The 24,734-nt window shown below is 45.8% G+C and carries 19 protein-coding genes; 8 read left to right on the forward strand and 11 right to left on the reverse strand.

The window, feature by feature from the left end; genetic code table 11:
- The first annotated feature begins 228 nt into the window (after positions 1-228).
- From RIC07_RS23465 to RIC07_RS23475, 3 genes are all read left to right on the forward strand, one after another.
- A complete protein-coding gene (locus tag RIC07_RS23465; RefSeq protein WP_446396616.1) occupies positions 229-2,160 on the forward strand; it encodes a CHASE2 domain-containing protein in 1,932 nt (643 codons plus the stop codon).
- A gap of 155 nt (positions 2,161-2,315) precedes the next feature.
- Positions 2,316-3,176 (forward strand): DUF928 domain-containing protein, encoded by an 861-nt coding sequence (locus RIC07_RS23470; RefSeq protein WP_446396617.1) that lies wholly within the window; start codon positions 2,316-2,318, stop codon positions 3,174-3,176.
- Positions 3,177-3,279: 103 nt separating this feature from the next.
- Positions 3,280-3,459, forward strand: coding sequence for a hypothetical protein (locus RIC07_RS23475; RefSeq protein WP_446396618.1), 180 nt, complete (start codon positions 3,280-3,282; stop codon positions 3,457-3,459).
- 203 nt (positions 3,460-3,662) lie between these two features.
- On the opposite strand, the gene RIC07_RS23480 is transcribed toward RIC07_RS23475, so the two are convergent.
- Positions 3,663-6,281, reverse strand: coding sequence for a CHAT domain-containing protein (locus RIC07_RS23480; RefSeq protein WP_446396619.1), 2,619 nt, complete (start codon positions 6,279-6,281; stop codon positions 3,663-3,665).
- A 479-nt stretch (positions 6,282-6,760) separates the two neighbouring features.
- Here RIC07_RS23480 and RIC07_RS23485 point away from each other — a divergent pair, with 479 nt between their 5' ends.
- On the forward strand, positions 6,761-8,395 hold the full coding sequence (locus tag RIC07_RS23485) for a ShlB/FhaC/HecB family hemolysin secretion/activation protein (RefSeq protein WP_446396620.1): 1,635 nt from the start codon (positions 6,761-6,763) through the stop codon (positions 8,393-8,395).
- Between the two features lie 99 nt (positions 8,396-8,494).
- On the opposite strand, the gene RIC07_RS23490 is transcribed toward RIC07_RS23485, so the two are convergent.
- The 5 genes from RIC07_RS23490 to glgA form a co-directional block, all read right to left on the reverse strand.
- Entirely contained in the window at positions 8,495-9,916 is a 1,422-nt protein-coding gene (locus RIC07_RS23490) for a hypothetical protein (protein ID WP_446396621.1), read from the reverse strand.
- A 33-nt stretch (positions 9,917-9,949) separates the two neighbouring features.
- Positions 9,950-10,342, reverse strand: a complete 393-nt coding sequence (locus RIC07_RS23495) for a hypothetical protein (RefSeq protein ID WP_446396622.1) — start codon at positions 10,340-10,342, stop codon at positions 9,950-9,952.
- Between the two features lie 187 nt (positions 10,343-10,529).
- Positions 10,530-13,343: a tetratricopeptide repeat protein gene (locus RIC07_RS23500; protein ID WP_446396623.1), complete on the reverse strand. Its 2,814-nt coding sequence runs from the start codon at positions 13,341-13,343 to the stop codon at positions 10,530-10,532.
- A 25-nt stretch (positions 13,344-13,368) separates the two neighbouring features.
- Positions 13,369-13,536 carry a hypothetical protein gene (locus RIC07_RS23505; RefSeq protein ID WP_446396624.1) on the reverse strand — a complete coding sequence of 56 codons (168 nt, stop codon included), beginning with the start codon at positions 13,534-13,536 and terminating at the stop codon, positions 13,369-13,371.
- 637 nt (positions 13,537-14,173) lie between these two features.
- Entirely contained in the window at positions 14,174-15,649 is a 1,476-nt protein-coding gene (gene glgA / locus RIC07_RS23510; protein WP_446396625.1) for a glycogen synthase GlgA, read from the reverse strand.
- A 98-nt stretch (positions 15,650-15,747) separates the two neighbouring features.
- Here glgA and RIC07_RS23515 point away from each other — a divergent pair, with 98 nt between their 5' ends.
- The 3 genes from RIC07_RS23515 (at position 15,748) to RIC07_RS23525 (ending at position 17,391) form a co-directional block, all read left to right on the forward strand.
- On the forward strand, positions 15,748-15,945 hold the full coding sequence (locus RIC07_RS23515) for a hypothetical protein (RefSeq protein WP_446396626.1): 198 nt from the start codon (positions 15,748-15,750) through the stop codon (positions 15,943-15,945).
- Positions 15,946-15,997: 52 nt separating this feature from the next.
- Positions 15,998-16,690 carry a potassium channel family protein gene (locus tag RIC07_RS23520; protein WP_446396647.1) on the forward strand — a complete coding sequence of 231 codons (693 nt, stop codon included), beginning with the start codon at positions 15,998-16,000 and terminating at the stop codon, positions 16,688-16,690.
- A 125-nt stretch (positions 16,691-16,815) separates the two neighbouring features.
- Positions 16,816-17,391 (forward strand): Uma2 family endonuclease, encoded by a 576-nt coding sequence (locus tag RIC07_RS23525; protein ID WP_446396627.1) that lies wholly within the window; start codon positions 16,816-16,818, stop codon positions 17,389-17,391.
- Positions 17,392-17,644: 253 nt separating this feature from the next.
- On the opposite strand, the gene RIC07_RS23530 is transcribed toward RIC07_RS23525, so the two are convergent.
- The 5 genes from RIC07_RS23530 to RIC07_RS23550 all read right to left on the reverse strand — a co-directional run bounded on the left by RIC07_RS23530 (position 17,645) and on the right by RIC07_RS23550 (position 22,620).
- Positions 17,645-18,043 carry a type II toxin-antitoxin system death-on-curing family toxin gene (locus RIC07_RS23530; protein WP_446396628.1) on the reverse strand — a complete coding sequence of 133 codons (399 nt, stop codon included), beginning with the start codon at positions 18,041-18,043 and terminating at the stop codon, positions 17,645-17,647.
- Entirely contained in the window at positions 18,030-18,335 is a 306-nt protein-coding gene (locus RIC07_RS23535) for a hypothetical protein (RefSeq protein WP_446396629.1), read from the reverse strand. Before RIC07_RS23535 ends, RIC07_RS23530 begins: the two co-directional genes overlap by 14 nt.
- Positions 18,336-18,462: 127 nt before the next feature.
- Positions 18,463-20,049 carry a cation:proton antiporter gene (locus RIC07_RS23540; RefSeq protein ID WP_446396648.1) on the reverse strand — a complete coding sequence of 529 codons (1,587 nt, stop codon included), beginning with the start codon at positions 20,047-20,049 and terminating at the stop codon, positions 18,463-18,465.
- 68 nt (positions 20,050-20,117) lie between these two features.
- On the reverse strand, positions 20,118-20,495 hold the full coding sequence (locus RIC07_RS23545) for a DUF1823 family protein (protein WP_446396630.1): 378 nt from the start codon (positions 20,493-20,495) through the stop codon (positions 20,118-20,120).
- 472 nt (positions 20,496-20,967) lie between these two features.
- A complete protein-coding gene (locus RIC07_RS23550; protein WP_446396631.1) occupies positions 20,968-22,620 on the reverse strand; it encodes an alpha-amylase family glycosyl hydrolase in 1,653 nt (550 codons plus the stop codon).
- 460 nt (positions 22,621-23,080) lie between these two features.
- Between RIC07_RS23550 and RIC07_RS23555 the strand changes: the two genes are divergently transcribed.
- Entirely contained in the window at positions 23,081-24,532 is a 1,452-nt protein-coding gene (locus RIC07_RS23555) for an efflux RND transporter periplasmic adaptor subunit (RefSeq protein WP_446396632.1), read from the forward strand.
- Positions 24,533-24,734: the final 202 nt, after the last annotated feature.

Below are 24,734 nucleotides of genomic sequence, written 5' to 3' on the forward strand. Positions count from 1 at the left end.
GTAAAACCTGCCCCTACACCCTCGGCTTTCAGCGTAAGTTGACACCAATGATAGCGATGCGCCTTGATCAGGGATAATTTTCCGAAAATGGTATTCCAGAGAGCGCAAATTTAAAGTTTTAGTAAAAATTGATTCCTTTAAACCTAATTTTTCGGTTCCAATTACTTGCCCTTGAATAAGGTAGAGAGAGCTAGCTTTCTAACCATCAAGGAGCGCTAAAAAAATAAGATGTGGAAAGACCTTAAACAAAAAATTTGGGCAGGGCGAGGCGTCTGGACGGTTGCTCCTGGTGTGGCTGGACTCGTTATTCTATTGCGACTTCTCGGCTTTTTACAGACTTGGGAATGGGCAGCTCTTGACCAATATTTTCGTTGGCGTCCTCAAGGACCTGTGGATGAACGAATTCTGATTGTGGGAATTAGTGAGGCGGATCTAAAAAAGGTCGGACAGTGGCCCATTCCGGATAATGTGCTAGCTGAACTCCTCAAAAAAATTAAAGCGCAAAACCCGAGAGTGATTGGTCTTGACCTGTATCGAGATTTACCGGTTTTGCCCGGTCATGACGAATTAGTCAATGTTTTTGAAACGACTCCCAATTTAATCGGGATAGAAAAAATTAATCAGCAAGATCCTAGCGCTAGTGTAGCTCCTCCACCCGTGCTAGATCAACGCGAACAAGTTGGGTTTAATAACGTGGTGATTGATGCGGATGGTAAACTGCGTCGATCATTGCTTTATATGCTAGACAACGATCAAGTCAGCTTCTCTTTTAGTATGAGATTGGCATTGATGTATTTAGCAGAGCAAGACATCATATCTCAACCCTCCCAAACAAATCCCCTAATGATTCATTTAGGAAAGGGGACGTTTCAACCTTTTTCAGCCAATGATGGTGGTTATGTGAGTGCTGATGACGGGGGATACCAGATTTTGTTAAACTATAAGGGTCCGGCTCGTACCTTTCCCAGGGTGTCATTGACAGAGGTACTCGAAGACCGGATACCACCAGACTTAATGCGCGATCGCCTCGTTTTAATTGGGGCAACGGCAACTAGCCTGAATGATTTCTTCTACACCCCCTATAGTGGTGATAAAATTGCCACCCAAGAGCGCACACCTGGGATAGAAGTTCAGGCTAACATGATTAGTCAATTGCTGAGTTCAGCCCTAGAAGGGCGTTCTGGACTGAAAACTTGGTCGGAACCAATCGAAGGGATCTGGATTTTTCTCTGGTCTTTGACGGGTGCAACCCTGTGTTGGGTGTTGCGAGATGCAGGAGGTTTAGCTAAATTACTCCCTCGTTGGACAGTAATTAGCCTTTTGTTCGCACTTGTCGGTCTGGTCGGGAGCAGCTACTTAGCCTTTATCATCAGCAGTTGGTGGATTCCTGTGATTCCCCCAGCTTTGGCGTTATTGGGTGCCGCTACAGCAACGACAGGGTACATCGGTAACTTCGAGCGTGAAGAGCGACACACCGTTATGAATTTATTCGGTCGCCATGTCACCAAGCAAATCGCCGAAGCAATTTGGCGCGATCGCGAACAACTTCTCAAAGAAGGACGTCTACGTGGTCAGAAGATGACTGCCACGGTTCTGTTCTCAGACCTGAAAGGGTTTAGTACAGTAGCAGAAAATATGGGTTCGGAAGTGCTGATGGCTTGGCTGAATCAATATATGGATGCCATGGCGGGAACGGTGCTAGATCATGGCGGTGTTGTGGATAAGTTTATCGGAGATGCAGTTATGGCTGTGTTTGGTGTACCGATTAAACGCACGACATCCGAGGAAATTGACCAGGATGCGATCGCGGCGGTAAACTGTGCGTTAGCCATGGCACAAAAACTGCAAACCCTGAATCAAGAATGGCAACGTCAAGGCTATCCGCAAACAGCAATGCGCGTGGGAATTGCCACCGGAGATGTCGTCACAGGTAGCTTGGGGAATGCTCAACGGCTTGACTACACCACCCTAGGAGATAGCGTAAATGTAGCGGCTCGATTAGAAAGTTACGATAAAACTCTCGATGGAGGAATTTGCCGGATTTTAATCAATGAAGAAACATACCAGCATCTACACAATCAATTCCCCACAAAACAAATCGGTCAGGTGAGACTCAAAGGGCGCGAACAGTTAACTGCCGTTTATCAAATTTTGCTGTAGTTGTTCAAAATGCCATGTATAATGATTTAGATTTTGTCAGCCAATAGCGCTATTGAGTCCAAAAGTCTTCAGGCAAAATTTTTCCACAGCTGGAGTAGGTGCATCACATCCCAACCCTTTGTAAAAGACCCTTATGAAACGAAGGACTTAATCTCATGAACACCACTCGGCAAAAATTAGTAACCATCATTGCCGGGACAGCTTCAATTGTTTCCCTGCAAATGTTCGGCTTTTTAGACCTACCTGAACCCCGGATTTTTTCGTCATCGAAGAATTTAGAAATTCTGACCTCGATTTGGAACGATTTACCTGCCAACGCAGAGTTAAACAAAACGTCAACCCATCGTTCGTCTAAACAATATATACCACCCGTGGCAAGTAATCCACGGCGGACAATAGGCTCGGGTTCACGCGGCTGTCGCCAATCGTTAACCAACGATTTAGTCACATTGTTGATTCCATCCGAAGAGTATGCGGGACAAACCACATCCGGTCATCCTACCTTTTTCTGGTACTTATCGCAGCCTGTACCTGAAGGTGTACCGATGCGGTTTGCTCTCGTGGAACCTGGAGTTCCAGAACCGCTCTTTGAGAAACAGATAGACTCTCCCAAAGTCGGGATGATACAGTTGCAAGTGCCGAAAGACCGACCCGAATTGCAAACTGGACGAACCTACAAATGGTCAGTCACTCTGGTTTGTAATTCCAAGCATCCATCGGCTAATCCCGTATTCATTAGCTGGATTGAGCGGGTATCCACACCAACCGCTTTAGAACCACAACGGCTATCTACTCCTCCGGCTAAGAATAATATGCCAACACAGGTGTGGCGCGATCGCGCTTGGAGTTATGCTGAGGCTGGGCTTTGGTACGATGCTTTAGCCGCAATGTCCAAAGTTGAAACCGCGAATTCTAATGAGCTAGCCACCAACGATGATTTTCTGGCTCTGCTGGAGCAAGTTGGCTTGACTCAAGTGACGCAGCAAGAACGGCTTAACATTGCCAAAAGACCGTGACTGTCGAAGAGAAAGCGGATAAAGCGTGAACATTAGTGCAATACCGGGAGTAGGGATACACCATGTAACCCTGCTCCCTATTTTAGGGGCTGCTGAATAAGTCTTGTGGTGGGGTAGGGAGCTGGGGGAGCTGGGGGAGCTGGGGAAGCTGGGGGAGCTGGGGGAGCTGGGGAAGCTGGGGAAGCTGGGGGAGCTGGGGAAGCTGGGGGAGCTGAGGGAGCTGGGGGAGCTGAGGGAGCTGTTCAGTTATTTCTGCCTTCTTGCACTAGGGCTTGCTGCATGAGTGTGTAAGATAGACCAGATAAGGGTTTTAAGCCATTTTTTCACCCAACATGTGCTTTCGTTTTTACACCCTTACGCTCTTGCATCCTTGGATTTTCACCTCCGCGATTGCAAAATCTTCCCCCAACAGAGGGTTGAAACTGTTCCCTGTTCCCTGTTCCCTGTTCCCTCCCCTCACCATAAAACTTATTCAGCAGCCCCTAACTAACTCCAATTCCCAATCAGAATAAACGGCGACCAAACCCCTGGATGATTATAGTTGACATTAGAAATCATCTTTAGCTGCGCCTGTCTTAACGCTTCTGCCCGGGTAATATCCGGTTGGCGCAGTTGGCGATAAAATTCGGCAATCAGCGGTACAGTTGCTTCATCATTGATATACCACAGCGTCGCTACCGCACTCTCTACACCTGCTCGAACAGCGACACCCGCAATTCCTAAAGCGGAACGATTGTTCCCTGTCGCCGTTTGGCAAGCACTCAAGGTGAGCAATTTCACCGCTTCTCGACGACCGCGAGAACGCAATAGATTGTCGAGTTCTTCAATACTAATTTGTTGATCATAACCCAGTATAAAGGTACTCTGGGAATCAACACCAAATTTTCCATGGGTTGCCATGTGAACCACGGGAAAATTGTTGCGTCGTAGTTTGGCTTGCAAGTTCGAGAATGTAAATTCCTGATCAATTAACTCTGTCCCGCCTAAGATTTCTTCAACCACATTTAACTCAGCTTCTACATTCGTCAGGGGGGCAAAGGGAGGTTTGGCAACGGTTAAACCCAGGCTCAGCGCTCTTAACTGATTGTGATCTAACGGTTGGCTGGTGGTTAATGACAGACTGGGAGTAATCGCAATGGGATATTTCTCAATCAAAAACGTTTGACCATCATGCAGCGCACTCATGGGTATCTGACGTAAGACGCCATCGTTGATGAAGACTAACGTCTTGGGTTGCATAATGGCTAAATCAGCTTCCATGGGACGAATCAGCCGATTATAAATTTTCTGCGCTTGAGGGATATACTGCTCTGTGGTGCGTAGTTCCAGAAAGTAGCGGAGCTGCTCGATCTCAACTTCCATCTCTTCCTTGCTGATCGGGATAGGATAGTTTTGCAGGGAACCATCAGGCGATCGCAGGATCATTTCGGTGCGATCGTTCAAAATGATGGAATAGATGACAGCAGCATTGGCATCCGCTAACCCTTCCTCATTTTGCGCTTTGTCTTTGGCGACTTGCACGCATTCATCGCCGAAAAAGTTTTCCAATTCTGCCAGTTTGAGCAGTTCGACGATATCAATTACCTCTTTGAGAGGTGAAACCCTTCGACTTCGCTCAGGGTTAACCGTTTCCTGGGAGTTGACTTCGCTCAAATCGCTACTGGAAGCATTGAGGAGCAAATCAATTAATTCCCGATAAATGGGTTCAACCTGTTCCCGGAAATCTAGTTGTAATTCTTTATTGGTGACTAAATCGCCGCGAATATTTTGCAACGTCGCGATCGCCCCTTCATAAGCAGAAATGGCGGAGGCGATGTTACCTCTGGCTTTCAGCATCCGCCCCGCTTGCCATTGCCAGCGATATAAACTATCAGAGGATTGAATTTGCTGGGCGCTAAATTCAGCTTGGCGGGTTAAATTCATCGCTGTGCTGTAGTCTCCGGCTGATTCATACACCTGTCCTAAGCTCCCTAGGGCAAAGGATTGGGCTTTGGCATCGCCTATTTTTTGGGCTACTGTTAACGCTTGGGTTAAAAGCTGGATCGACTCCTGAATTGAAGCCTCTGACTTGATCTGTTGAAAACTTTCGGCTAGGTGAATCAAGGTATAGGCTTTCTGTCGTGAATCAGGTATTCCAGGGAGGAGTTCTCTGACTCGTTGCCAATTGCTCTGGAGAAATTCCTGATCAGCATCACTCAAGGGTTGGGCTGAATTGTCTGCAATATTGGCTGAATGACGACTAATCACCCAGCGATTTAAATTCATTAAAGCTTTAATTTCGGTCAAACTGCCTAAAGCTTGCGCCGTTTCCAGACTTTGCTCAAAGAATAGTCTGGCTTGCGTCCAATCCTGAAGCGCCTCTTGGGTTAAGCGTGTCGCCTGTTGCACATCTCCTTCTAACTCAGCCACCTGCGCCTGATAACTGGATCGGCTGGCTCTGCTGACATAAACATTTCCCACGTTATTTAAAGCCGTGGCGATAAAACTGTTATTATTCAAGGCGCGGGCAATTTTTAGGCTCTGTTTGTGGGCAGAAATCGCCTGATCATAGTTGCCTAAACTCCAGTGGGCATTACCTAAAGCACCTTGAGCGGCAGCTTCTGCTAAGGAATCTTGGTATTCAGTGGCGAGTTCAATGGCTGACTCTAAGATAGTAATCGCTCGCGGATGTTGTCCCAAATCATTGTAAGCTTGGGCTTGTTCCGTTAATAGCCCAGCTATCCGTTTCTGGTTTTCGGCATCCGGTGAAGCCTGGTAAATTTGAATCGCCTTTTCCCAGTGCGCGATCGCCTGAGCCAGTTCCCCCGTTTGCCGATAGGCTAAAGCCAGGTTATTGTGAACAATTGCTCGATCATTTTCGTCGGTAATTTGAGGTAAGGCTTGTTCCCATAAGTTAATGGCTTGGGAAAATTCTCCGATTTGATAGGATGCAATTCCCTTGGACACGAGCTGTTTTTCAGAAGCCGGTGTGAGCAATTGCTGCTGTTGAATTTCTGTGGCGGGTTCGGCTTGCCCAGTGGACCAGGGATGAAAGCTGATACAAAAGACAAGGCTGGCTAAAGATAATCCAATAAATCGACGCCAAAACTGCCAACCGTGGGACATTTTTCGGAACAATGATAACAATTAACTCTATTTTATAAAATTTTTATCTGAACTGGGTGATCTGAATTTGAGAGTTTTTGGGTTTCTCAACGGATAAAAACAGGGGACAAAGCGTCTCCTAAGCTGCTACTATATTGTATTTCTTCCGGTCACTGATGCTGAAAGTAGAACAAGAAATAAAAGAATATTACCGAGTATGAATGCTATGGGGGATCAATTGAGGTTTTGGCTCACTAAATGCTTGATAGCGATCGTCAGAATAATTAGGACAGGATTAACGGCTCTGAGATACTCGAATCAACCGTTTATTCTCTGCTGCTTACCCTCTCCCTTTTGCGATCAACAGTCCGGGGTTTCTCTGCATCCTTGTCAACTGATGAGCTGGGCGCTACTGTTTTATGTTTAAATGCTTTCTTTGGGCTTTAAATTTGGTGTATTTGAGCTGGAGTGGTATCGCCTTCGCTCAGGGTTTACCATCGATGAGCCAAACGACTCCAGAGATTCCACCGGGTATCCTGGAACCCACTCGTCCCAATCTGCCTTCTTTGCCGACGACGCCCCCAGAGACGCCTCCATCACTTCCCCCCCTCACACCTACCCCAGAACCCTTTCTGACGCCAGTACCCGATTTGGAGGTTAATGTCACGGTTGAACGAGTTGAGGTATTAGGGAGTACGGTTTTTTCCCCGGCTGAATTGCAAGATGCTGTTGCGCCCTTTATTGGTCAAAATGCTTCCTTTGAAGAACTCTTAGCAATTCGCACGGCGATTACCGAGTTATATACAGACAATGGCTACACTACCTCAGGTGCTTTTCTGCCGTCTCAGGATATTACCGATGGTGTGGTGAGTATTCAGGTGGTTGAAGGGGGCATTGAACGCATTGATATTCAAGGATTAGAGCGTTTGCGGGATGATTACGTGCGATCGCGGATTCAGTTAGCGACGCAAACCCCGGTGAATATTCGTCGCTTGGAGGAAGCGTTGCAACTGCTGCAACTTGATCCGGTACTCGATCAAATTCAAGCCGAGTTATCAGCGGGAACGATGGCTGGAACCAGTGTGTTAACCCTAGAGATAGAAGAAGCAAAACCTTGGACAAGTGCGGTAATTGTCGAGAATCGAGACTCTCCCAGTGTGGGTTCCTTGGGGGGAACCGTGAGAGTCGAGAATCGGAATCTCTTGGGATTAGGCGATCGCATCAGTGCCGATTATGGCATAACCGAAGGGGTGGATCAGTATAGTCTGAGCTATGAAATTCCCCTGAATCCCAGGGATGGTACGTTAAGTCTCAGCTATAACCGTAGCGATAGTGATATTGTTGAAGATCCGTTTTCGGTCTTAGATATTACCTCTAACTCAGAAACCTTTTCTGTTGGGTTTCGCCAACCGATTGTCCATACGCCAACGAGTGACTTTGCCCTTTCCTTGTCCCTGGATTTGCGTCAAAGCCAAACCTTTGTCCTAGATGATATCCCCTTTTCCTTTTCCCTGGGACCCGAAGATGGGGAATCGAAAGTAACTGTGGTGCGGTTTAGTCAAGACTGGCTTAACCGTTCTACTGATCGCGTCTTAGCCGCGCGATCGCAGTTTAGTTTTGGCTTGGATGCGTTTGACGCCACCCTCAATGACACGGGTACGGATGGACGGTTTATGAGTTGGGTGGGACAATTTCAGTGGGTGCAGGCTTTAGGGGCTGATAGTATTATTATCGCTCGTGCGGGAGCGCAATTATCGAATGATTCTCTCTTACCGCTAGAACAGTTCAGTATGGGCGGAATTGATACCGTGCGAGGGTATCGCCAAAATCAGCGCGTGGCTGACAATGGAATTATTGGTTCTGTGGAAGTTCGTTTGCCGATTATCAGCCAACCGGAGGGAATTGGAATTGTGCAAATTGCTCCGTTTTTCGATATTGGCACCGTTTGGAATCACGAAGATGAGGTGACTAACCCTAACACCTTAGCCAGTCTTGGGTTAGGACTGTTGTGGCAACGTGATCCCTCGTGGTCCGCACAACTGTATTGGGGAATTCCCCTGAATAGCGTTGAGGATGAAGGCGGTTCTCTACAAGATAATGGGATTACTTTTTCTATTATTTTTCAACCCTTTTAACCCTTAGCTACTTTTTCCTGCTATCCCTTCTGCCTTCTGCCTTCTGCCTTCTGCCTTATCCCAACTCAAACGGGGGCAAGTGACCCGAATTTAGTATCATTAACGTCGCCGCCAATGGGCGATGAGGCGATAGAGGAGAGCAAAGAGAAAGGGTGAACTAAACAGCAGACTCCAGAAGAAAATGGGTGAGGATAAAAACGAAAAATCGGTGTAGGATTTCGGTTGGGGTTGTTGTACGGAAATCGCCGTGGCGGTTAAGCCGCTAATTGCCAGTCCAATTCCAGCTAAGGCGATGGTATTATCGAGAGCGCGATCGCTCTTGGTTTGCTCAACGTCGATAATCCCTTGTAGCGTACTATTCAGGTTCTCTAGTAACGTGAGTCCCGGTTGGAAGTTCTCACAGTCGGAGGCAACTTGACGCTGGTATTTTTGGGCGTAGAGTTCACTGCTGAATTTTTCCAGAACCTTTAAGTCACACCCTGAATACTCTTCCTGCATACTTTGCAGCCGATACTGATAGTTTTCCAGGTTAATGGTTAGGGTGCGGCTTTGGTTTTGTAGGGCGTTTAAGGCAATAGCATAATCCGATAAATTAATCAAGTGATCTTTCATCGTTTGTTGCAAATGTCCCAACCTGATCCGGTTTTTTTCACATTGTTCAGTCATCTGTTTAATTTTTTGGATCGCGGGTTGAATCTCCACATATTCCCGTTTAAGGCGAGATTTCTGGGCTTGGCTTTGGTAATACGACCAGACAATTTTATGGCGGTATTGAAACAAGCACAACCAGTCATAATAGCTGGCTTGTACCTGGGTTCGCATGGCGTTGGGGGTGGAGTCGTGGGGAAAAAGCCAGATTAACAGGTGATGGCTTTCTTGGCGATAGACTTGCCAAAATTCGGCAGGGGATAAACCGGGATTTGCGGGACGATACCAGAGTTCAAATAGAGTTGCACCGTTTAACTGTCCTTTGCCGATAATGTCTCGTGTCCAGTTATAATTGCTGAGGAGTTGAGTGTAGCAATCTTGGGCGATTTCCTCAATCTCGGTATCAGTTTTTGGGGTAGTCAGTTGACCCCAGAGTAACCAGGTTTGTCCGAGGGTTCCGGTTTGTTGGGATAGGCGTTGAATTAGGTCTTGTTTTAGGGAATAGAAGGGTTGATCATCAAGGTTTTGGGGGTCATCATTAAATTGATGATTGGCATTCAGTTTACCGGAATAATTCACCTGAAGCGCGTAAGTGTCACCCAGTTGTAGAGGATAGTACCAGCCATCTAAGGGTGAGGGGAATTTCTCAATGGCATTTTGAGTATTGAGGAGTTGAATCGGATCGGTATCTGGGGTTTGGTGATGCGGAAGTTGGGCGTATTTTTCGTTAAAATCATGTTCATCTAAATTGCCGTAAACTTTATGCCAAAAGTTGTAGCGGTTTTGGTTAATTTTATCAGAACTTTGTCCTAATCCTTCTTTGAGGTCATAGAGGAAAAGGTTAATGCTAGGATAGATAATAAAATTAGACATATTAGTAGGGTGGGCATTGTCCACCTAAATTGTTCAGTCTTTACCCCGAATCCCTTGCCAAAGGCGTTTGAGAAGATTGGGCTGATTTTTTGTCTTCGCTTTGGTGACAGAATCCGAAGCGTTAAAAGTATCAATAGCCGAATTGGTCAATTCTTGCGTTGGTTCATTCGATAAAGGGAGTGGTGGTAATCCTTTGTTGCGAATACCTGCATTTTGATCTAGCCGTCTCTGTTCTGCTTGGTAAAGTTCATTTAAAGGAGGATAGTCTTCAACAATAATATCCAGATTCCCGATAGTATCAGGATTGGCTTTCATCGTTTCCGCCAAATCATTGAATTGAGACTGTACATCCGGCGGTAAAGGATTATCTAACTGCGCCAAAGCATTCAAGCAAGCCGTTAGTAATCGTTGGTCACTAGAATCCATCTCTACACCTCTCCATTCACCTTACCTTATTTTCCCATTAAATCAGACTCCCAACCACCCACTCCCTCTGCGAACCTCTGCGTTAACCTCTGCGTCCTCTGCGTTGAAAAATACAATGCTCAACCAGACAAATTATAACCAAATTGCCGCAAAATTGTAGGGTGCGTTACGCTTCGCTAACGCACCATCAGCCCTCACCCCCAGCCCCTCTCCCAAGCTTGGGAGAGGGGAGCAAGAGGGAACCTGTAATCGTAAACGCCGCCCAATAATAGGGATGCTCAAAGATTTTCTCTTGTAATTGATCCCGTTCCATTTTGTCAATTTTCCATAACTCATTTTTAATAAAAGGACGCAGCGGCTTCTCCTCTCTTGGTAATTGTTGAAAAATAACCTGATAATATCGCGCCAGCTTCTTATTCGTGAGATTCCTTAACCACTTTTGCGCTTTCACCAACGCCACCGCAGGCGGTTTACCCTTTTTCAGTTGCCAGTAAAAATAAACCATGAACAGGAAACTACTAATATTATCGGGAATCGTCCACAGGGTACTCAAAACATGAGAAACGCCTTGATAAACAAACGCACTGACTAATCCCACATAATCCTTTTCGATGGTTTCTCTTCCAGTAAGCGCCGTTTCACAGGCGGCGAGGGTGACAAGTTGATAGTGATTTAAGCAAAGCTGACGGATATCGTTAATCGTTAGTTTATCCTGATCATTGAGCAGCAATGCTGAGTTTTGTGGTCTCTCATTATTATATGTTCCATGTCCGGTAAAGTGGAAGATAGTGTAATTTCCGTTAATCGCATCGGTAACGGCTGTTTTAGTCGCCTTTTTACCCGACAGGCGCTGAGAATTGGGGAACAATTGAGCAATCGCTGCCGATTCAATTTCTGCGTAGGGAAGCGGTTCACAGTCTTTGTGAGGCGGATAGTCTACCTGTAGGGGCAAAATATGTGGTGTCTCTTCACGGTTATTTAAATTGAGTCCAATTTGGGCGCTGGGAAGATAGGTAATCGTGAATATATCGGGAAATAATGCATGGATAGGAAAGCGGTGTAAGTCGCGGTGGGGAATTAGAATTAGATTTTGAATGGGAGTGCTGGGATTGGTGATGGATTCGGGATTCAGTTGAGTTAAAATAGCGGGAATATCCAGGATATGCCGTAATTCTTCGAGTAAGTTAGGTAAATTATCCTGCCAAGATTGCCCCAATTCTTGCTTCCCCTTTTCCAAATAGCGTTGTTCTTGCTCCCCCCTTTCAAAGGGGGGCTGGGGGAGATTCTTCCGATAATCCTGATAATATTCATCCCAGGTTTTAATCCAATCCTCTAAGGGTTTAATCCCCCTGACTTCCCCCGACGCGGGGAGAGGCGCATCAATAATAATCGGATTTTCGCGATTGTGTTTAATAATAAATGTCGTCAGGGCATTCAAACTCAGATACCAATAAACAATCGCGGTTGTAGGATTAGTGAGGGATTGAATCTGGCGATAATCGGGACTCAGCGTGGTTTCATTTCGGGCGTCAAGTATCCAGGTGAGATAGAGATTTTTATTCATCTCGGCGGCTTCTAATGCCGAGATGGGTTCACCCTCTTTGACTAAATCATCAACCCGCATTTGAGAGAAGGAGATAAATTTAGCCAGGAGTTGGCGTTTCTGGAACGTGGATTTTTGACTATTTAATAGCCTTTGGAATACCTTTAAGCCTTGGTTGCGCCATTGCTTGGCTTCTGTGTCTTGGTTTAAGCCCAATAAAACGCGAATCAGGTTTTGGAGAACCTGTAAATGCTGTTCAGGATAGGCGTCTGGGGTGAGGGTAATCAAGGCTTGGTGATATTCGGTTACGGCTTGATGCCAATAGTCGCGGTAATTGCGCTGGTACTTTCCTTGCTGATAGTGGGCGTATCCTATTTCTCGATGCAATAGTCCCCAACCTTCGGGATGAGTGTCTTGGGGACAATGCTTTAAGCCTTCCTGATACGATAACAACTGACCTTGATAACCCCGTTGAGTCAAAGTAGGATTAGGCAAGATTGGGAAAACATTGGGAAATTGGAACTGTAAAAAAGTCGCCGCTTCGGGATTATAGTGTGGGGCTTTTCCAGCCGCAATCCCTCGGTTTATCCAAGTTTCGTGGGAATCAGGTTTGAATTGAAGGGCTTTATCAAAAGATGCGATTGCCTCTTCATGTCGTTGTAAATTATTGGAAAGTAAAGTACCCCGGTTGTTCCAAGCGTTGTGGGAATCAGGTTTGAATTGAAGGGCTTTGTCAAAAGATGCGATTGCCTTTTCATATTCTCCTAAATCAGCCAGCACCCCACCCCGGTTGTGCCAAGTGTCGTGGGAATCAGGTTTGAATTGAAGAACTTTGTCAAAAGATGCGATCGCTTTTTCATATTCTCCTAAATTAGCCAGCGCCACACCCCGGTTGTACCAAGCTAAGTGGAAATCAGGCTTAATTTGAAGGGCTTTGTCAAAAGATGAGATCGCCTCTTCATATTCTCCTAAATCAGCCAGAACCCCACCCCGGTTGTGCCAAGCTACGTGTTTATCAGGTTTGAATTGAAGGACTTTGTCAAAAGATGCGATCGCCTCTTTATACTTTCCTAAGTTAGCTAGTGCTTGACCTCGTGTGTTCCAAGCATTGACACAATCGGATTGAATGTGAAGGGCTTTTTCAGAAGAGACAAACGCTTCTTCATATCGTCCTAAGTTAAACAGGGGTAAGCCGCGATTGCACCAAATTTGGTGGCAATCGGGTTGGATTTTCAAGGCTTGATCATAGCAAGTGAGTGCTGCTTCATATTGCCCTAGGTTATCCAGAGCCATGCCCCGACTGTTCCAAGCTTCGTGGAAATCAGGTTTGATTTGAATGGCTTTGTTCCAAGATGCGATCGCTAATTCATATTTTCCTAACTCAAAATATTCACATCCCTGATTAAACCATTGCTGCACTAAATATTCATTGATATCCCGTCCTTCTGGTGGTGTCATTTAACAAAGTTCTCCTTCTGTCAAATCAGTTCCATCCCTGACTTACCCCAGTTAGCAGTTGCCGAAATAGCTGCTGATAGTCTGCATCACTGAGGCGTTGAGGTTTCACCCGCCTGTGTCGTTTCTGTTTGGGGAAGGGGGGTAATATGGGCTGAATTAGCCGGATTAGCCACCGCCAAAACTGCTTCACCATTGGCTTGTGGGAAAGGGGGTATTGTTTTAGTGTATATCGTTATTTTATCAATGGACAATTAATAATTGATAATTGATAATTGATTAATTGGGTCTCTCGAACTTGTCACCCTCATCCCCTAACCCCTTCTCCCATCGAGGGAGAAGGGGAACCAGACTGTTCAATATACTATGATAAGTCTCTAAACTACTTCCTCTTACATACCTCTTGCTCCCCTCTCCCCGGAGTGGGAGAGGGGCTGGGGGTGAGGGGTTTTAGTTAACATCAATATCACGAACACCCTTGGCGTCTTTTGACAATTCAATCGGTGATATAGCGCTTTCTTTTTCTTTTAATTTATCCAACGCCACACCCCAGTTTTACCAGACTAATTGGCAATCCGGTTTAAATTAAATCGCTTTCTCATCAGATGCGTTTTCTATTCATACGCCATTTTAGTAAAGGGCGACCCGATCCAATTGAGTGGATGGGTGGCGTTCATTGATGCAGGCGAATCGCCCCTACAGCATCGTCGGCTTGTGTTTGTTCAATCCTGTTTAAATAGTTGCCGACTGTAGGCTGAAATCCCCTCCAACTAAAAAATATATTTTGCCATCTCCCTCATCTCCCCCTCACCTCACCACTGATTCAGCAACCCCTATTGATGTCGGATCATGTCATAGATTTTCACATACTTAGATGCCGAAGCACTCCACGAATAATCATACGCCATACCTTGAATCGCCAGTTTCCGGAACTCTTCTGGATAGTCATACCACAATCCCAACGCTCGATCCATGGTAGATTCCAGCGCATAATAATCGGTATGATTAAATACATAGCCATTGCGTTTTTCCATGGGGTGATTCGGGTGGTGATCGCGGTCAAATACAGTATTGACCAGTCCCCCCACACTCCGCACAATTGGCACGGTTCCATACTTTAACCCAATGATCTGAGTCAGTCCGCAGGGTTCGTAATTACTTGGAACCAGCATAAAATCGGCTCCAGCATAAATCAAATGAGATAACTCTTCATTAAAGCCCAGTTCCAAGTGAACATCAGGATTATCATTTAAGTAGTATTTCTCGTGCCAAAACCAGGAATTAATTGCCGCCGCTGTTGCTGATCCTAATAAAACGAATTGAGCGCCCTTATGCAGGGAGTAATAGATGGCATGATGAACCAAATGCACGCCTTTTTGATCATCTAAACGACCAATAAACGCCACAATTGGTTTATCAACATCCTGAATTAATAGCTGTTCCCGCAACGCTTTTTTATTTTTCGCTTTGTCTTCAAAACTATCCGGGGCGTAGTGACAGGGAATATAGCGGTCTTGTTCTGGATTCCAAAAATCATCGTTAATGCCGTTGAGAATTCCGGTAAACTTATCCTGATGTAAATGTAATGTATGACCTAACCCACATCCGATGGGCGTGAACCGAGCTTCCCAGGCATGATGAGGCGAAACCGTCGTTATCGCATTGGCGTAAACAATACCGCCTTTCATAAAGTTTAAGGCAAAGGGATTAAAATTATCTTTCAGGCGATCATCCTGAAAATAATAGCCTTCTCGATTCAACCCGGTTGCCCACAGGATTTCACTTCCCCCCATTCCTTGGTGTTTAAAGTTGTGGATGGTGTAGCATATCCGTTGACTTTCCATGCCATGATATTTGTAGATCTCAAACAGCATGACTGGGAGTAAACCCGTCTGCCAATCGTGACAGTGGATCACATCAGGACGCTTATTACTCTGAAGCAGAAACTCTAACGTGGCTTTACAGAAGAAAGCAAACCGCACGTTATCGTCATCACAACCGTAGTAGCAGCCCCGATTGAAGAAATTATCCTGGGAATGAGGTTCGATAAAGAAACAGACTCGTCCATGCACCCAACCACAATAGACAGAACAGTGAATCGCCGCACCGTACCAGGGCACCCATAGATTAATATAGGCATCATGGAGTCCCCAGATGTGGTCATAGCGCATGTTGTCATATTTGGGCAGAATCAGTTCGACGCAATGCCCCTGAATCTCTAACTCCCGACTCAGACCATACACCACATCCCCTAAGCCGCCGGCTTTGATTACAGGGGCGCATTCAGAGGCAACCTGGATAATATACATTCCGCTTCCTCACTTAATTATCCCGTTTATTTAAACTAAGATGTTGTACCATTTTTAGTCAGCCTCTGTCATCCGCTAGGCAGGGGAAGCTGGGGAAGATGAGGGAGCTGGGGGAGCTGAGGGAGCTGGGGGAGCAGAGGGAGCTGAGGGAGCTGAGGGAGCTGGGGAAGCTGGGGGAGCAGGGGGAGCTGGGGAAGATGGGGAAGATGGGGGAACAATGTAGAGACGTGCCATGGCACGTCTGGGAGCTGGGGAAGCTGGGGGAGCAGGGGGAGCAAATGACAAATGACAAATGACCAATGACAAATGACAAATGACCAATGACCAATGACAAATGACCAAGGAATCATGTACGTATTAATCGGCGGCGCGGGATTAGTGGGGTTAAGTTTAGCCCAGCAGTTAGTGGAATTAGGACATACGATCGCGATTATTGATAAAGACCCTGCGGCTTGTCGGTATGCTCGCGAACAAGTGGGAGTTATGGCATTTGAAGGGAGTGCTGTCACCACCCAAGTGTTACTCGAAGCCGGGATTCGCAAAGCCGATGCGATGGCGGCGGTGCTGCGAGATGATGCCTTGAATCTGGCAATGGTTACCCTGGCTAAACACTATGGCGTTCCCCATATTATTACTCGCATCCGCCAACGGGATTTTAAGGAGCCTCTACGGATTGCTGGCGCTCATCATATTATTAGCACGGTTGACCTAGCCGTCAATCGCATGGTCAACGCGATCGAATATCCAGAAGTGGAATCGATTATGCACTATGAACAGGGTCAAGTGGAAGTGTTTAAACTGGGAGTACCGGGGGAATCAGATGTTGCAGGGCGTACTGTGGCTCAAGTGATTCAGGATTCTCGGTTTCCAGAGGGTTCCTTAATCATTGGCTATCAACACCATCCCCATGCAGATTTAGTGATTCCCAATGACAATACGGTACTTGAACCCGGATCAACGATACTCGTGGTGACAAAAGCAGAATTGTTGCACCAAGTTATCGATTTTTTAGGCGTTGGTTTTAAACTTGCACCACTCTAATTGATCGAGGGAACAGGGAACAGGGAACAGGGAACAGGGAAGGGAGATGAGGGAGATGGGGAAGATGAGGAAGATGGGGGAGATAAACAATCAATAATGAACCATGAACAATCAACAGTGAACAAATGACTCAAGCTCAAGTAAGATTTTCTAGCTTTGATGACTATCTGTCATATAGTGACGGGACAGACAAGCTATATGAATTGTATAACGGAAAGCTGATCGAAGTGCCACCAGAATCAGGAGAAAACGTTAGCATCGCCACCTTTTTACTCTTGCAGTTTGTTCCTATCGTCGGTTACTTGCGGCTGAGAAGTCATGGATTGGAACTTGAAGTGCGCGGAGAACCCAGAAATCGCTACCCAGATTTAACGATTATTCGAGACGAACATATCCCCCAACTACAGCCCCGCAATACAATCCGGCTATCTATGCTTCCTCCCCTGCTGGTGATTGAAGTCGTTAGTCCTGGTGAACTACAGCGCGATCGCGACTACATTGCCAAGCGGCGACAGTACGAAGATTTGGGCATTCCTGAATATTGGATTGTAGACCCCCAAGTTCAATCCGCGATTGTGCTAAATCTACAGGATCAAGTTTACCAGGAGGTGGGCATATTTCAGGGATATAGCCAAATTGTCTCACCCACGTTTCCTGAACTAAACCTCACCGCTGAAACCCTGTTGAATGCTGGTCATTGAATCAGCGAGAGGCAATTATTAACCAGGATAAGGGCGGGTTTTGTTGTACAGTTATCCGTTAGATGCATTACGTTTGTTTCTAAACCCGCCCCTACAGTTTCGTGCTGCACTAATCATCTTCTAATTTTAACAACAGCTCATCAATCCGTTTAATCCGCTTTTGTACCACGACTTCAGACAGAATTCGCTTCCGCAGGGCGTTTAAGATACACTCAAATCTGGGAATTCTCTATTTTTACTACAAGTTATTAAGCTAAGATGTGAGTGATTGAATATGATTCTCGAATATGACGAAAAGTTCCTCTTTTGTTATCTTTGATTCAACCACATTCAAAACCAACTGCTCAGCTTCAGCTTTGGAAAGAGTAAGTTGGTAACCGTTAAGCTGAAGAAATGTAATTGCTGTTGCTAGGGCAATCCTCTTATTACCATCTATAAAAGCATGATTCTTTGCTAAATGATAAAGATAAGCGGCTGATTGTTCATGAATGGTTGGATGAAGTAATTCACCCAAAAAAGTTTGCTGGGGCTGGGAAAGAGCCGATTCAAGTAAGCCTTTGTCTCTTAAACCCAGCGCCCCACCAAACCGTTCTATCAATCTATCGTGGATAGCTATAACTGCATCTTCTGGAATAAATTCAGGATTTTGCAAGGTTGGCGTACACCTCTGCCCATTCATCCTCAGTATCCATGAACGCTTGTATAGCTCTCATCGTTAAAGAATCTGAAGTTGTACTTTGTTCATTTAGTGGATTAATACTTTGTGAAGCACTCGGCTGAGGATTATTACTGAAAACTGTGGCTCCGTTACCCTCCTTAATAGGCTGCCGACGACGATGGGCAGCATAAACCACCTTATTGGGGTAACCCCTAACGATCTTGATACGACAAGCCTCTATCACTACTGTTAATGAATTTCGACGGTCAGTGATAATTTTGCTCATCCCTTTTTCACCTTTACTGTCACGGCAGTCTCTGGGAACATCTTGGATTGATTTCGCTATCTGGCAATACACTTACCTGTATAACTATAACATACAGGAGGTAAGCCTAAATTTATGCCATGCTGCACTAATCATCTTCTAATTTTAACAACAGCTCATCAATTTGTTTAATCCGCTTTTGTACCACGACTTCAGACAGAATTCGCTTACGTAGGGCGTCTGTTAACGCCCCTTTCTCTGCTAAAAGTAATTGCCGACGAATGGCTTCTAGTTTCGTGCGATCGCTCCGATTTTCAGGTGAATGTTCGGGACGTTGATTATAGATTTCTCGCAAGGTTCTATCAGCGGTGGCGACTCGCAGTTGATAGGAGGCTCGCATTTCTTCGTAAATTGATTTCGGTAATACTCCAGTTTTCAGGAGACTCGCTAATTCATCCTGTGCGGCTTTAGCTGTCATCAGTTGAGCTTGTAATTCCTCAATTTGCTGATAGGATTCTGACCGATAGGATAACTTTAAATGCCGTACCACCCATGGTAAACTTAACCCCTGTCCCACCAAGGAAACCAAAACAATTCCCAAAACGATCGCCAGCAGCGTCTCTCGTCCGGGTAAATCAGCAGGTAGACTCAAGGCTAAGGCGGTAGAGAGGGAACCTTTAATATTACCAGCTAATAGGATATGTCGCCAACGTATCGGAATCGGTTTATCAAAAAAACGGACGAAGGCTAACAACGGATAAACGGTAAGCAGACGCCCGACTTGATAGGCAATGAAGGCTAAAAGGATAGCGGGTAAGGTTTGCCAAATGGTAATAATGTTTATCTCTAAGCCAATCAGCAAGAAAATAAACGTATTCACGCCAAACCCAGCATATTCCCAGAAGCTAAATAAGGTCACTTGATTCGAGGCGGATGTTACCTGGGAATGCTCAAAATTACCCACAATAAGTCCGGCGATGACTACAGCAACCACACCGGATACGTGTAATAACTCTCCCGCTTGGAATGCGCCTAAAGCCAGAGCCACGGTGAGCAAAAGTCCGCCCAAGGGATCATCGGTTTGGCTCAATAATCCAATACTCAGATATCCCAACGCCGCGCCGACTAAAGCACCACCAATTAACACGAATAAAAATTCTTGAATCACATCCAGCGCGGATAAGGCTCCTGTTTCATGAATCGTCAAAATTAGGCTAAATAAAACCAACGCGACATCATCATTGAGCAGGCTTTCTCCCTCAACCAGAGTTACCAGTCGGTGGGGAACCGAAACCTCTTTAAATACAGCAATGACTAAAGCGGTATCAGTAATGGATAAAATTACCCCCACCATCGCAGCGGGTATCCAATCAATTCCTAATTCAAGTCTCAATAAAACTGAAGTAATTCCCGAACAGATCAATACACCGGGTCCGGCGAGTAAAGCAATCGGTTTAATCGTGCTGCGGAGACGGGAAATATCGGTATTAATTGCCGCTTCAAACAGGAGAATCGGTAAAAAGAGATTAAAAATCAGCGCTGAATCTAACCCGATACGACTCGGTAAGAGTTCCGTAATCGCTAATCCGGCTAACACTAACCCCGTAATATACGGGATACGGAATCGCCGCGAAATCAACGCCACGCCTGTAGCGACGAGTAACAGAATAATTAAGAAACTGACGACTTCCGCCACATTCCCATTATCCTCACCGACGGGAACCGCCAGGAGGATGCGATCGCTAAACCATTGCCCAGGGTTTGTGAGTGTTAAGCTGGTGATGCTATTCGTGATCAATGAATTCACTCTTGGCTCAATCCCGTATCTTTCATGTAACTTAACAGCCAATTCGCCATCGTAGCGCGACGAGTCTGTCTCGGACCAAATTCGCCGATTTTATAGCCTTTAAATCCTAACTGTTCTTTCAATAACTGTTTATTTTCCTTGGGAATTGAACGAGTGAGTTTAGTGGTGGCGGGACGACTCTCGATAAAGTTGGGGGGTTCTGGATAATTCTCATACCAGTCTGGAGGTACGTTGGTACAATCCCATTGGCTTGTTTCTGGGTCATAGCGATACCCCAAATAATGCCAGACAAGCTGATTTACGGTATCATCATCTAGTTCTTCGTTCAAGATTTGCCAAAGGGTTTCGGTATTGAGTGGAGGAATTTGAGGCATCAGTTTAACAGTTTTGAGTTTTGGGTTTTGAATGTGTAGGGGCGGGTTTGACGACTATCCTTTCTGGGCTTACCCAAATGCGACTAAACCCGCCCCGACTTGACCCTTCGCTTTTCGGGCATGGTTTTGAGCGGCTATTTGGCGCTAGCCATTGATGATAATGTTACCTCAAAACCTGTTCTTCTGGAGTCGGATAGTGTTGAGTGTAGAGAAATAACCGGGTACGTCTGGTGGTGAGTTAATCCTAAGCCGAAGGTTTGGCTAACAGGACTTGTGCGTACCTGATACCGATTTAACCAATAAGGTAGAGTACAAAAGATGCACTCACATTGATGTATAATCATATAAGTAATATTGTGAAATTATGTCAACCTGTGGTTTAGGCATAATGTTGACAAAAATTTCAATGTTATTCATAAAAGTAAGGTGGGCATTGCCCACCCTACGGAGATGCGATCGCGGATTGGATGGCTTACTGCCAGACAAACACTTTGGCTTCGTATCCGCCAAGGTCAAGGGTTAAAGTGTTATTGCTGGCTTCCACCTCATAGTTACCTGTCCATTCGTGCCAAATTCCATTCTCCGGAAAGTTGGAAAGAGTATATCCAGTGAGGAAATTATCAGAAAAATTGGCAACGACAGCAACACGAGATCCTTCACCATTCCAGCGCACATACGCTAGAACTTTGGCGTCTGCATCTTCAAAGAAGAAATTAATGTTCTCTGCATAGAGAGCCTGATTGTTTTTTCGCAGTCCGATTAACCCTTTATAGTAGTCGCACAACCCGCGATTATAATCATTACTCAGTAGTTGCCAATTAATCTTTCTGGATTCAATGGATTTCGGCTGATATTCCCCGAACTCTTCACCCATCCAGAGTAAGGGAATACCGACTGCTGTCATTAACAAAACTGCCCCTAACTTGAGCCGTTTGAAAGCTTCTTCATCAAAGATTTCCCGATTGGCTAACTCAACCATCAGGCGTTCATGATCGTGGTTACTTAGGTAATTTACAACATTAGTCGCTCCCAGGTAGCCTTGACGCTTACAATCAATTACATCCTTAAGGGATTCTAACTCAAACCTGTCACCACAGATGTGAGGTTTAACGGTGTGGTAAAAGCTATCATGCCAGCAACCATCCATCGGTCCATCAAAATTGGTGATGCTAGGATTTTCGGGGATGTATTCAGCCACGTTGTAAAATGGCTTTGCCTCTGCCGTTTTTTTAGTCTCTTGGACAATCCAATGCATAAAATCGTAGCTAGCCATTTGTCGCGCAGCGTCGTAGCGAATGCCATCAATATGATATTCAGTGATCCAGAAACGAACCACATCACCGATAAACTTCCGCGCTGGGTAAGTCTCTAGCTTTTCGTCATAATGTTCGTAGTTGAATTCGGGTCCCCAGTTGTTATCTGGGTCACGGGGAGCGTGATGATACCAGTAATCGTGGTCAATTTGAGTGAGAGGGCTTTCCGATTCTGAGTGGTTGTAAATCCCGTCCATGATTACCCGAATTCCTTTGCCATGACACTCATCGAGCAGATGTTTCAATTCATCTGTCGAACCATAGCTGGACTCAGTAGCAAAGAAGTAGCGAGGATTGTACCCCCAACTGTAGTCACCGGGATATTCTTTGATAGGCATTAACTCAATGGCGTTAATTCCCAATTCCACCAGATAATCTAACTTTTCAATAACATGCTGGTAATTCCCTCGTGGATAGGGGTCATCTTCGCCACCGGAGAAGTCACCGACATGCATTTCATAGATGACTAATTCATGGTCAGGAGGTAGGGGTTTATCGTCATGCATCCAAACATAAGTATCGACGATGCGTTCTCCATCTTTGATGCGGACGACACAGTTTTGAGTCGGATCTTCAATATCGGTAGCGTAGGGATCATTGACCTCTACCCATTGATCAGCTTCAAAAAACCAAGATTTGGATTGAACCCGGAATTTATATTTATAAACACCATCTTCAAGTTCAACGGACGTGCGAAAATACCCCTGCTTATCTTTCTCCATGGGAATTTCTTCCCAATTTGAGAAACAGCCAACCAATGATGCTCCTTCGTTGTAAGGAGCAAATAAAGCAAATTCAATGGCAGCAGCCATTTATTTGACCCCCTTAGGGTAAAATAAGGATTGTTTAAACATGATGCTTATCATAAGCGGTATTTTTCAGAGATAGCTATCTAGCGGAAGATAGATCTTACAATCTCTTGGTCATTGTTGTCTCTTATCGTCTTCAATTTAACCTTGATGGGTTGGCAATTTGCTCGTCTAGCTCACGACACTTTTCAAGATGCTCGCATTATTCGTCAGTTAAAGGTTGCCAAACTACTTGCTCCTCTTGTCGTGGACGTGAGGATTGGTCTCTCGCACTAGGAGTTCCCCCATTCGATACACCCGACTGGAGGATATATTTTATCGAAGTCTTAAGTAGTATAAACAAGTGAGGACAGATTTAACCCTCCAGGGGCGGCATTGCCTGATAGTTCTCACGATCTGAACTCGTACTCCCACGATGGACTGTCGCGTAAAATCCGAGTAATTCCATCATCAGAACACAACTATGGCATCTTCTGACTCCCAAACCCCCATTCCCAAGTCTTCAAACCCAGAGTGGGAATCCGAGGATTCTATCATCTCTGACGCCGACCAACCCCTAAGAAAATCCTCAAATAAGCCTAAATTATGGCTGGGGTTGTTACTCACCCTGTTAGTTTTCGGTGGTGGTGGTTGGGCGGCTTGGCGTTTTTTACTGCAAAATAACTCACCGCCAACGTCTCAGCAACCTCAAGCCACCCCGGTAAAATTGGAGCAAGTGGAATCAAGTACCCTGGAAGACAGTTCTCAGTTTGTGAGTACCTTAGAGGCAGAACAAAAGGTGGAATTGCGACCTGAAACCGCTGGTAGAATTACTCGAATCGTTGCTTCATCAGGCGATCGCGTGCAAGCTGGAGATATAATTCTACAACTGAAGCCAGAACGCAGTGAAGCCGAACTCAGAAGTGCGATCGCGAATGTGAATGCTCAAACGGCTACCCTGAATAATGCACAAGCCGAAGTCAGAGCCGCCCAAGCCGATATTGCTCGTCTCAAAGCCGAAGTGGGACGCCAAGCGGCTGAATTGCAAAGCCGAGAAGCCGATTTAGAACTGGCGCGAGTCAACTATCAACGGGCAGAACAGTTGGTATCTCAGGGGGTTCAACCCAGACAACAACTCGATGATAAAACCCGCGATCGCAATCAAGCCATTGCAGCCCGTGATGCAGCCGCTCAAGCCTTAGCCGCCTCTAAGGAAGCCCTGAATGTGGCACAACAACGAGTCCAAGCCGCCCAAGCCACGGAAGCTAGAGTCGCTGCGAACCTGTCTAGCGCCAGGGCGGATGTGGAGGTTAAGCAGGAAGAGTTGCAATTTAATCGCGTCGTCGCTCCCATTGATGGGGTGGTTGGGGATATTCCGGTCAAAGTGGGAGACTATGTAAATGTGGGCGATACCCTCACCACCATTACTCAAAACCAAACCTTAGAAGTTGAAATTCCCATTGACGAACAGCAAAAAGAGAGGATGCGTCAGGGACTCACCGTGGAGCTACGGAACCAAGGTATCCCAGACAGTGAACCTGCGATCGCAACAGGGCGGATTAACTTTATTTCACCGCAAGTGGAGAAAGATACTCAAACCCTCTTGACAAAAGCCACATTTTCTAATCCAAATGGTCGCCTATACGATCAACAGAAAGTGGATGCACGAGTCATCTGGGAAAAACGTCCGGGTGTGTTAATTCCCGTCAATGCTGTATCGCGTCTAGCGGGGAAACCTTTTGTCTTTGTCGCCCAACCGCCAGAGGAAACTAAACCGGGTGCACCTGAACTCATCGCCAAGCAACGCCCTGTGACGTTGGGTGATATTCAAGGGAATCGATACCAAGTTATCGAGGGTATAGAACCTGGCGATAGAATCGTTGTCTCCGGTATCCTTAATTTATCTGATGGCGCTCCGATTATTCCAGATTCTTAGTTATTTGTCATTCGTCATTTGTCCTTTGTCTTATGTCCTTTGTTTGTTCCCTTTGCATCTAGAAGGGCGGGTTTAGTCAAATTGTCACTGTGTAGCCATAAGTTATCGGTAAAACCCGCCCCTACATCCCTGTTGCCTGTTGCCCATTTCCTATTCCCTGTTCCCTGTTCCCTGTTCCCTGTTCCCTATTCCCCATTCCCTA

Source organism: Coleofasciculus sp. E1-EBD-02, assembly GCF_040218245.1.
GTDB lineage: Bacteria > Cyanobacteriota > Cyanobacteriia > Cyanobacteriales > Coleofasciculaceae > Coleofasciculus.

Bases quoted from the DNA above. Each gene is read 5' to 3' on its own strand.
- RIC07_RS23485 (WP_446396620.1), top strand. From the start codon at position 6,761: ATGAGCCAAACGACTCCAGAGATTCCACCGGGTATCCTGGAACCCACT.
- RIC07_RS23525 (WP_446396627.1), top strand. From the start codon at position 16,816: ATGACTCAAGCTCAAGTAAGATTTTCTAGCTTTGATGACTATCTGTCA.
- RIC07_RS23480 (WP_446396619.1), bottom strand. From the start codon at position 6,281: ATGTCCCACGGTTGGCAGTTTTGGCGTCGATTTATTGGATTATCTTTA.
- RIC07_RS23555 (WP_446396632.1), top strand. From the start codon at position 23,081: ATGGCATCTTCTGACTCCCAAACCCCCATTCCCAAGTCTTCAAACCCA.
- RIC07_RS23465 (WP_446396616.1), top strand. From the start codon at position 229: ATGTGGAAAGACCTTAAACAAAAAATTTGGGCAGGGCGAGGCGTCTGG.
- RIC07_RS23550 (WP_446396631.1), bottom strand. From the start codon at position 22,620: ATGGCTGCTGCCATTGAATTTGCTTTATTTGCTCCTTACAACGAAGGA.
- RIC07_RS23505 (WP_446396624.1), bottom strand. From the start codon at position 13,536: ATGGTGAAGCAGTTTTGGCGGTGGCTAATCCGGCTAATTCAGCCCATA.
- RIC07_RS23495 (WP_446396622.1), bottom strand. From the start codon at position 10,342: ATGGATTCTAGTGACCAACGATTACTAACGGCTTGCTTGAATGCTTTG.
- RIC07_RS23470 (WP_446396617.1), top strand. From the start codon at position 2,316: ATGAACACCACTCGGCAAAAATTAGTAACCATCATTGCCGGGACAGCT.
- RIC07_RS23520 (WP_446396647.1), top strand. From the start codon at position 15,998: ATGTACGTATTAATCGGCGGCGCGGGATTAGTGGGGTTAAGTTTAGCC.
- RIC07_RS23500 (WP_446396623.1), bottom strand. From the start codon at position 13,343: ATGACACCACCAGAAGGACGGGATATCAATGAATATTTAGTGCAGCAA.
- RIC07_RS23490 (WP_446396621.1), bottom strand. From the start codon at position 9,916: ATGTCTAATTTTATTATCTATCCTAGCATTAACCTTTTCCTCTATGAC.
- glgA (WP_446396625.1), bottom strand. From the start codon at position 15,649: ATGTATATTATCCAGGTTGCCTCTGAATGCGCCCCTGTAATCAAAGCC.
- RIC07_RS23545 (WP_446396630.1), bottom strand. From the start codon at position 20,495: ATGCCTCAAATTCCTCCACTCAATACCGAAACCCTTTGGCAAATCTTG.
- RIC07_RS23535 (WP_446396629.1), bottom strand. From the start codon at position 18,335: ATGAGCAAAATTATCACTGACCGTCGAAATTCATTAACAGTAGTGATA.
- RIC07_RS23515 (WP_446396626.1), top strand. From the start codon at position 15,748: ATGAGGGAGCTGGGGGAGCTGAGGGAGCTGGGGGAGCAGAGGGAGCTG.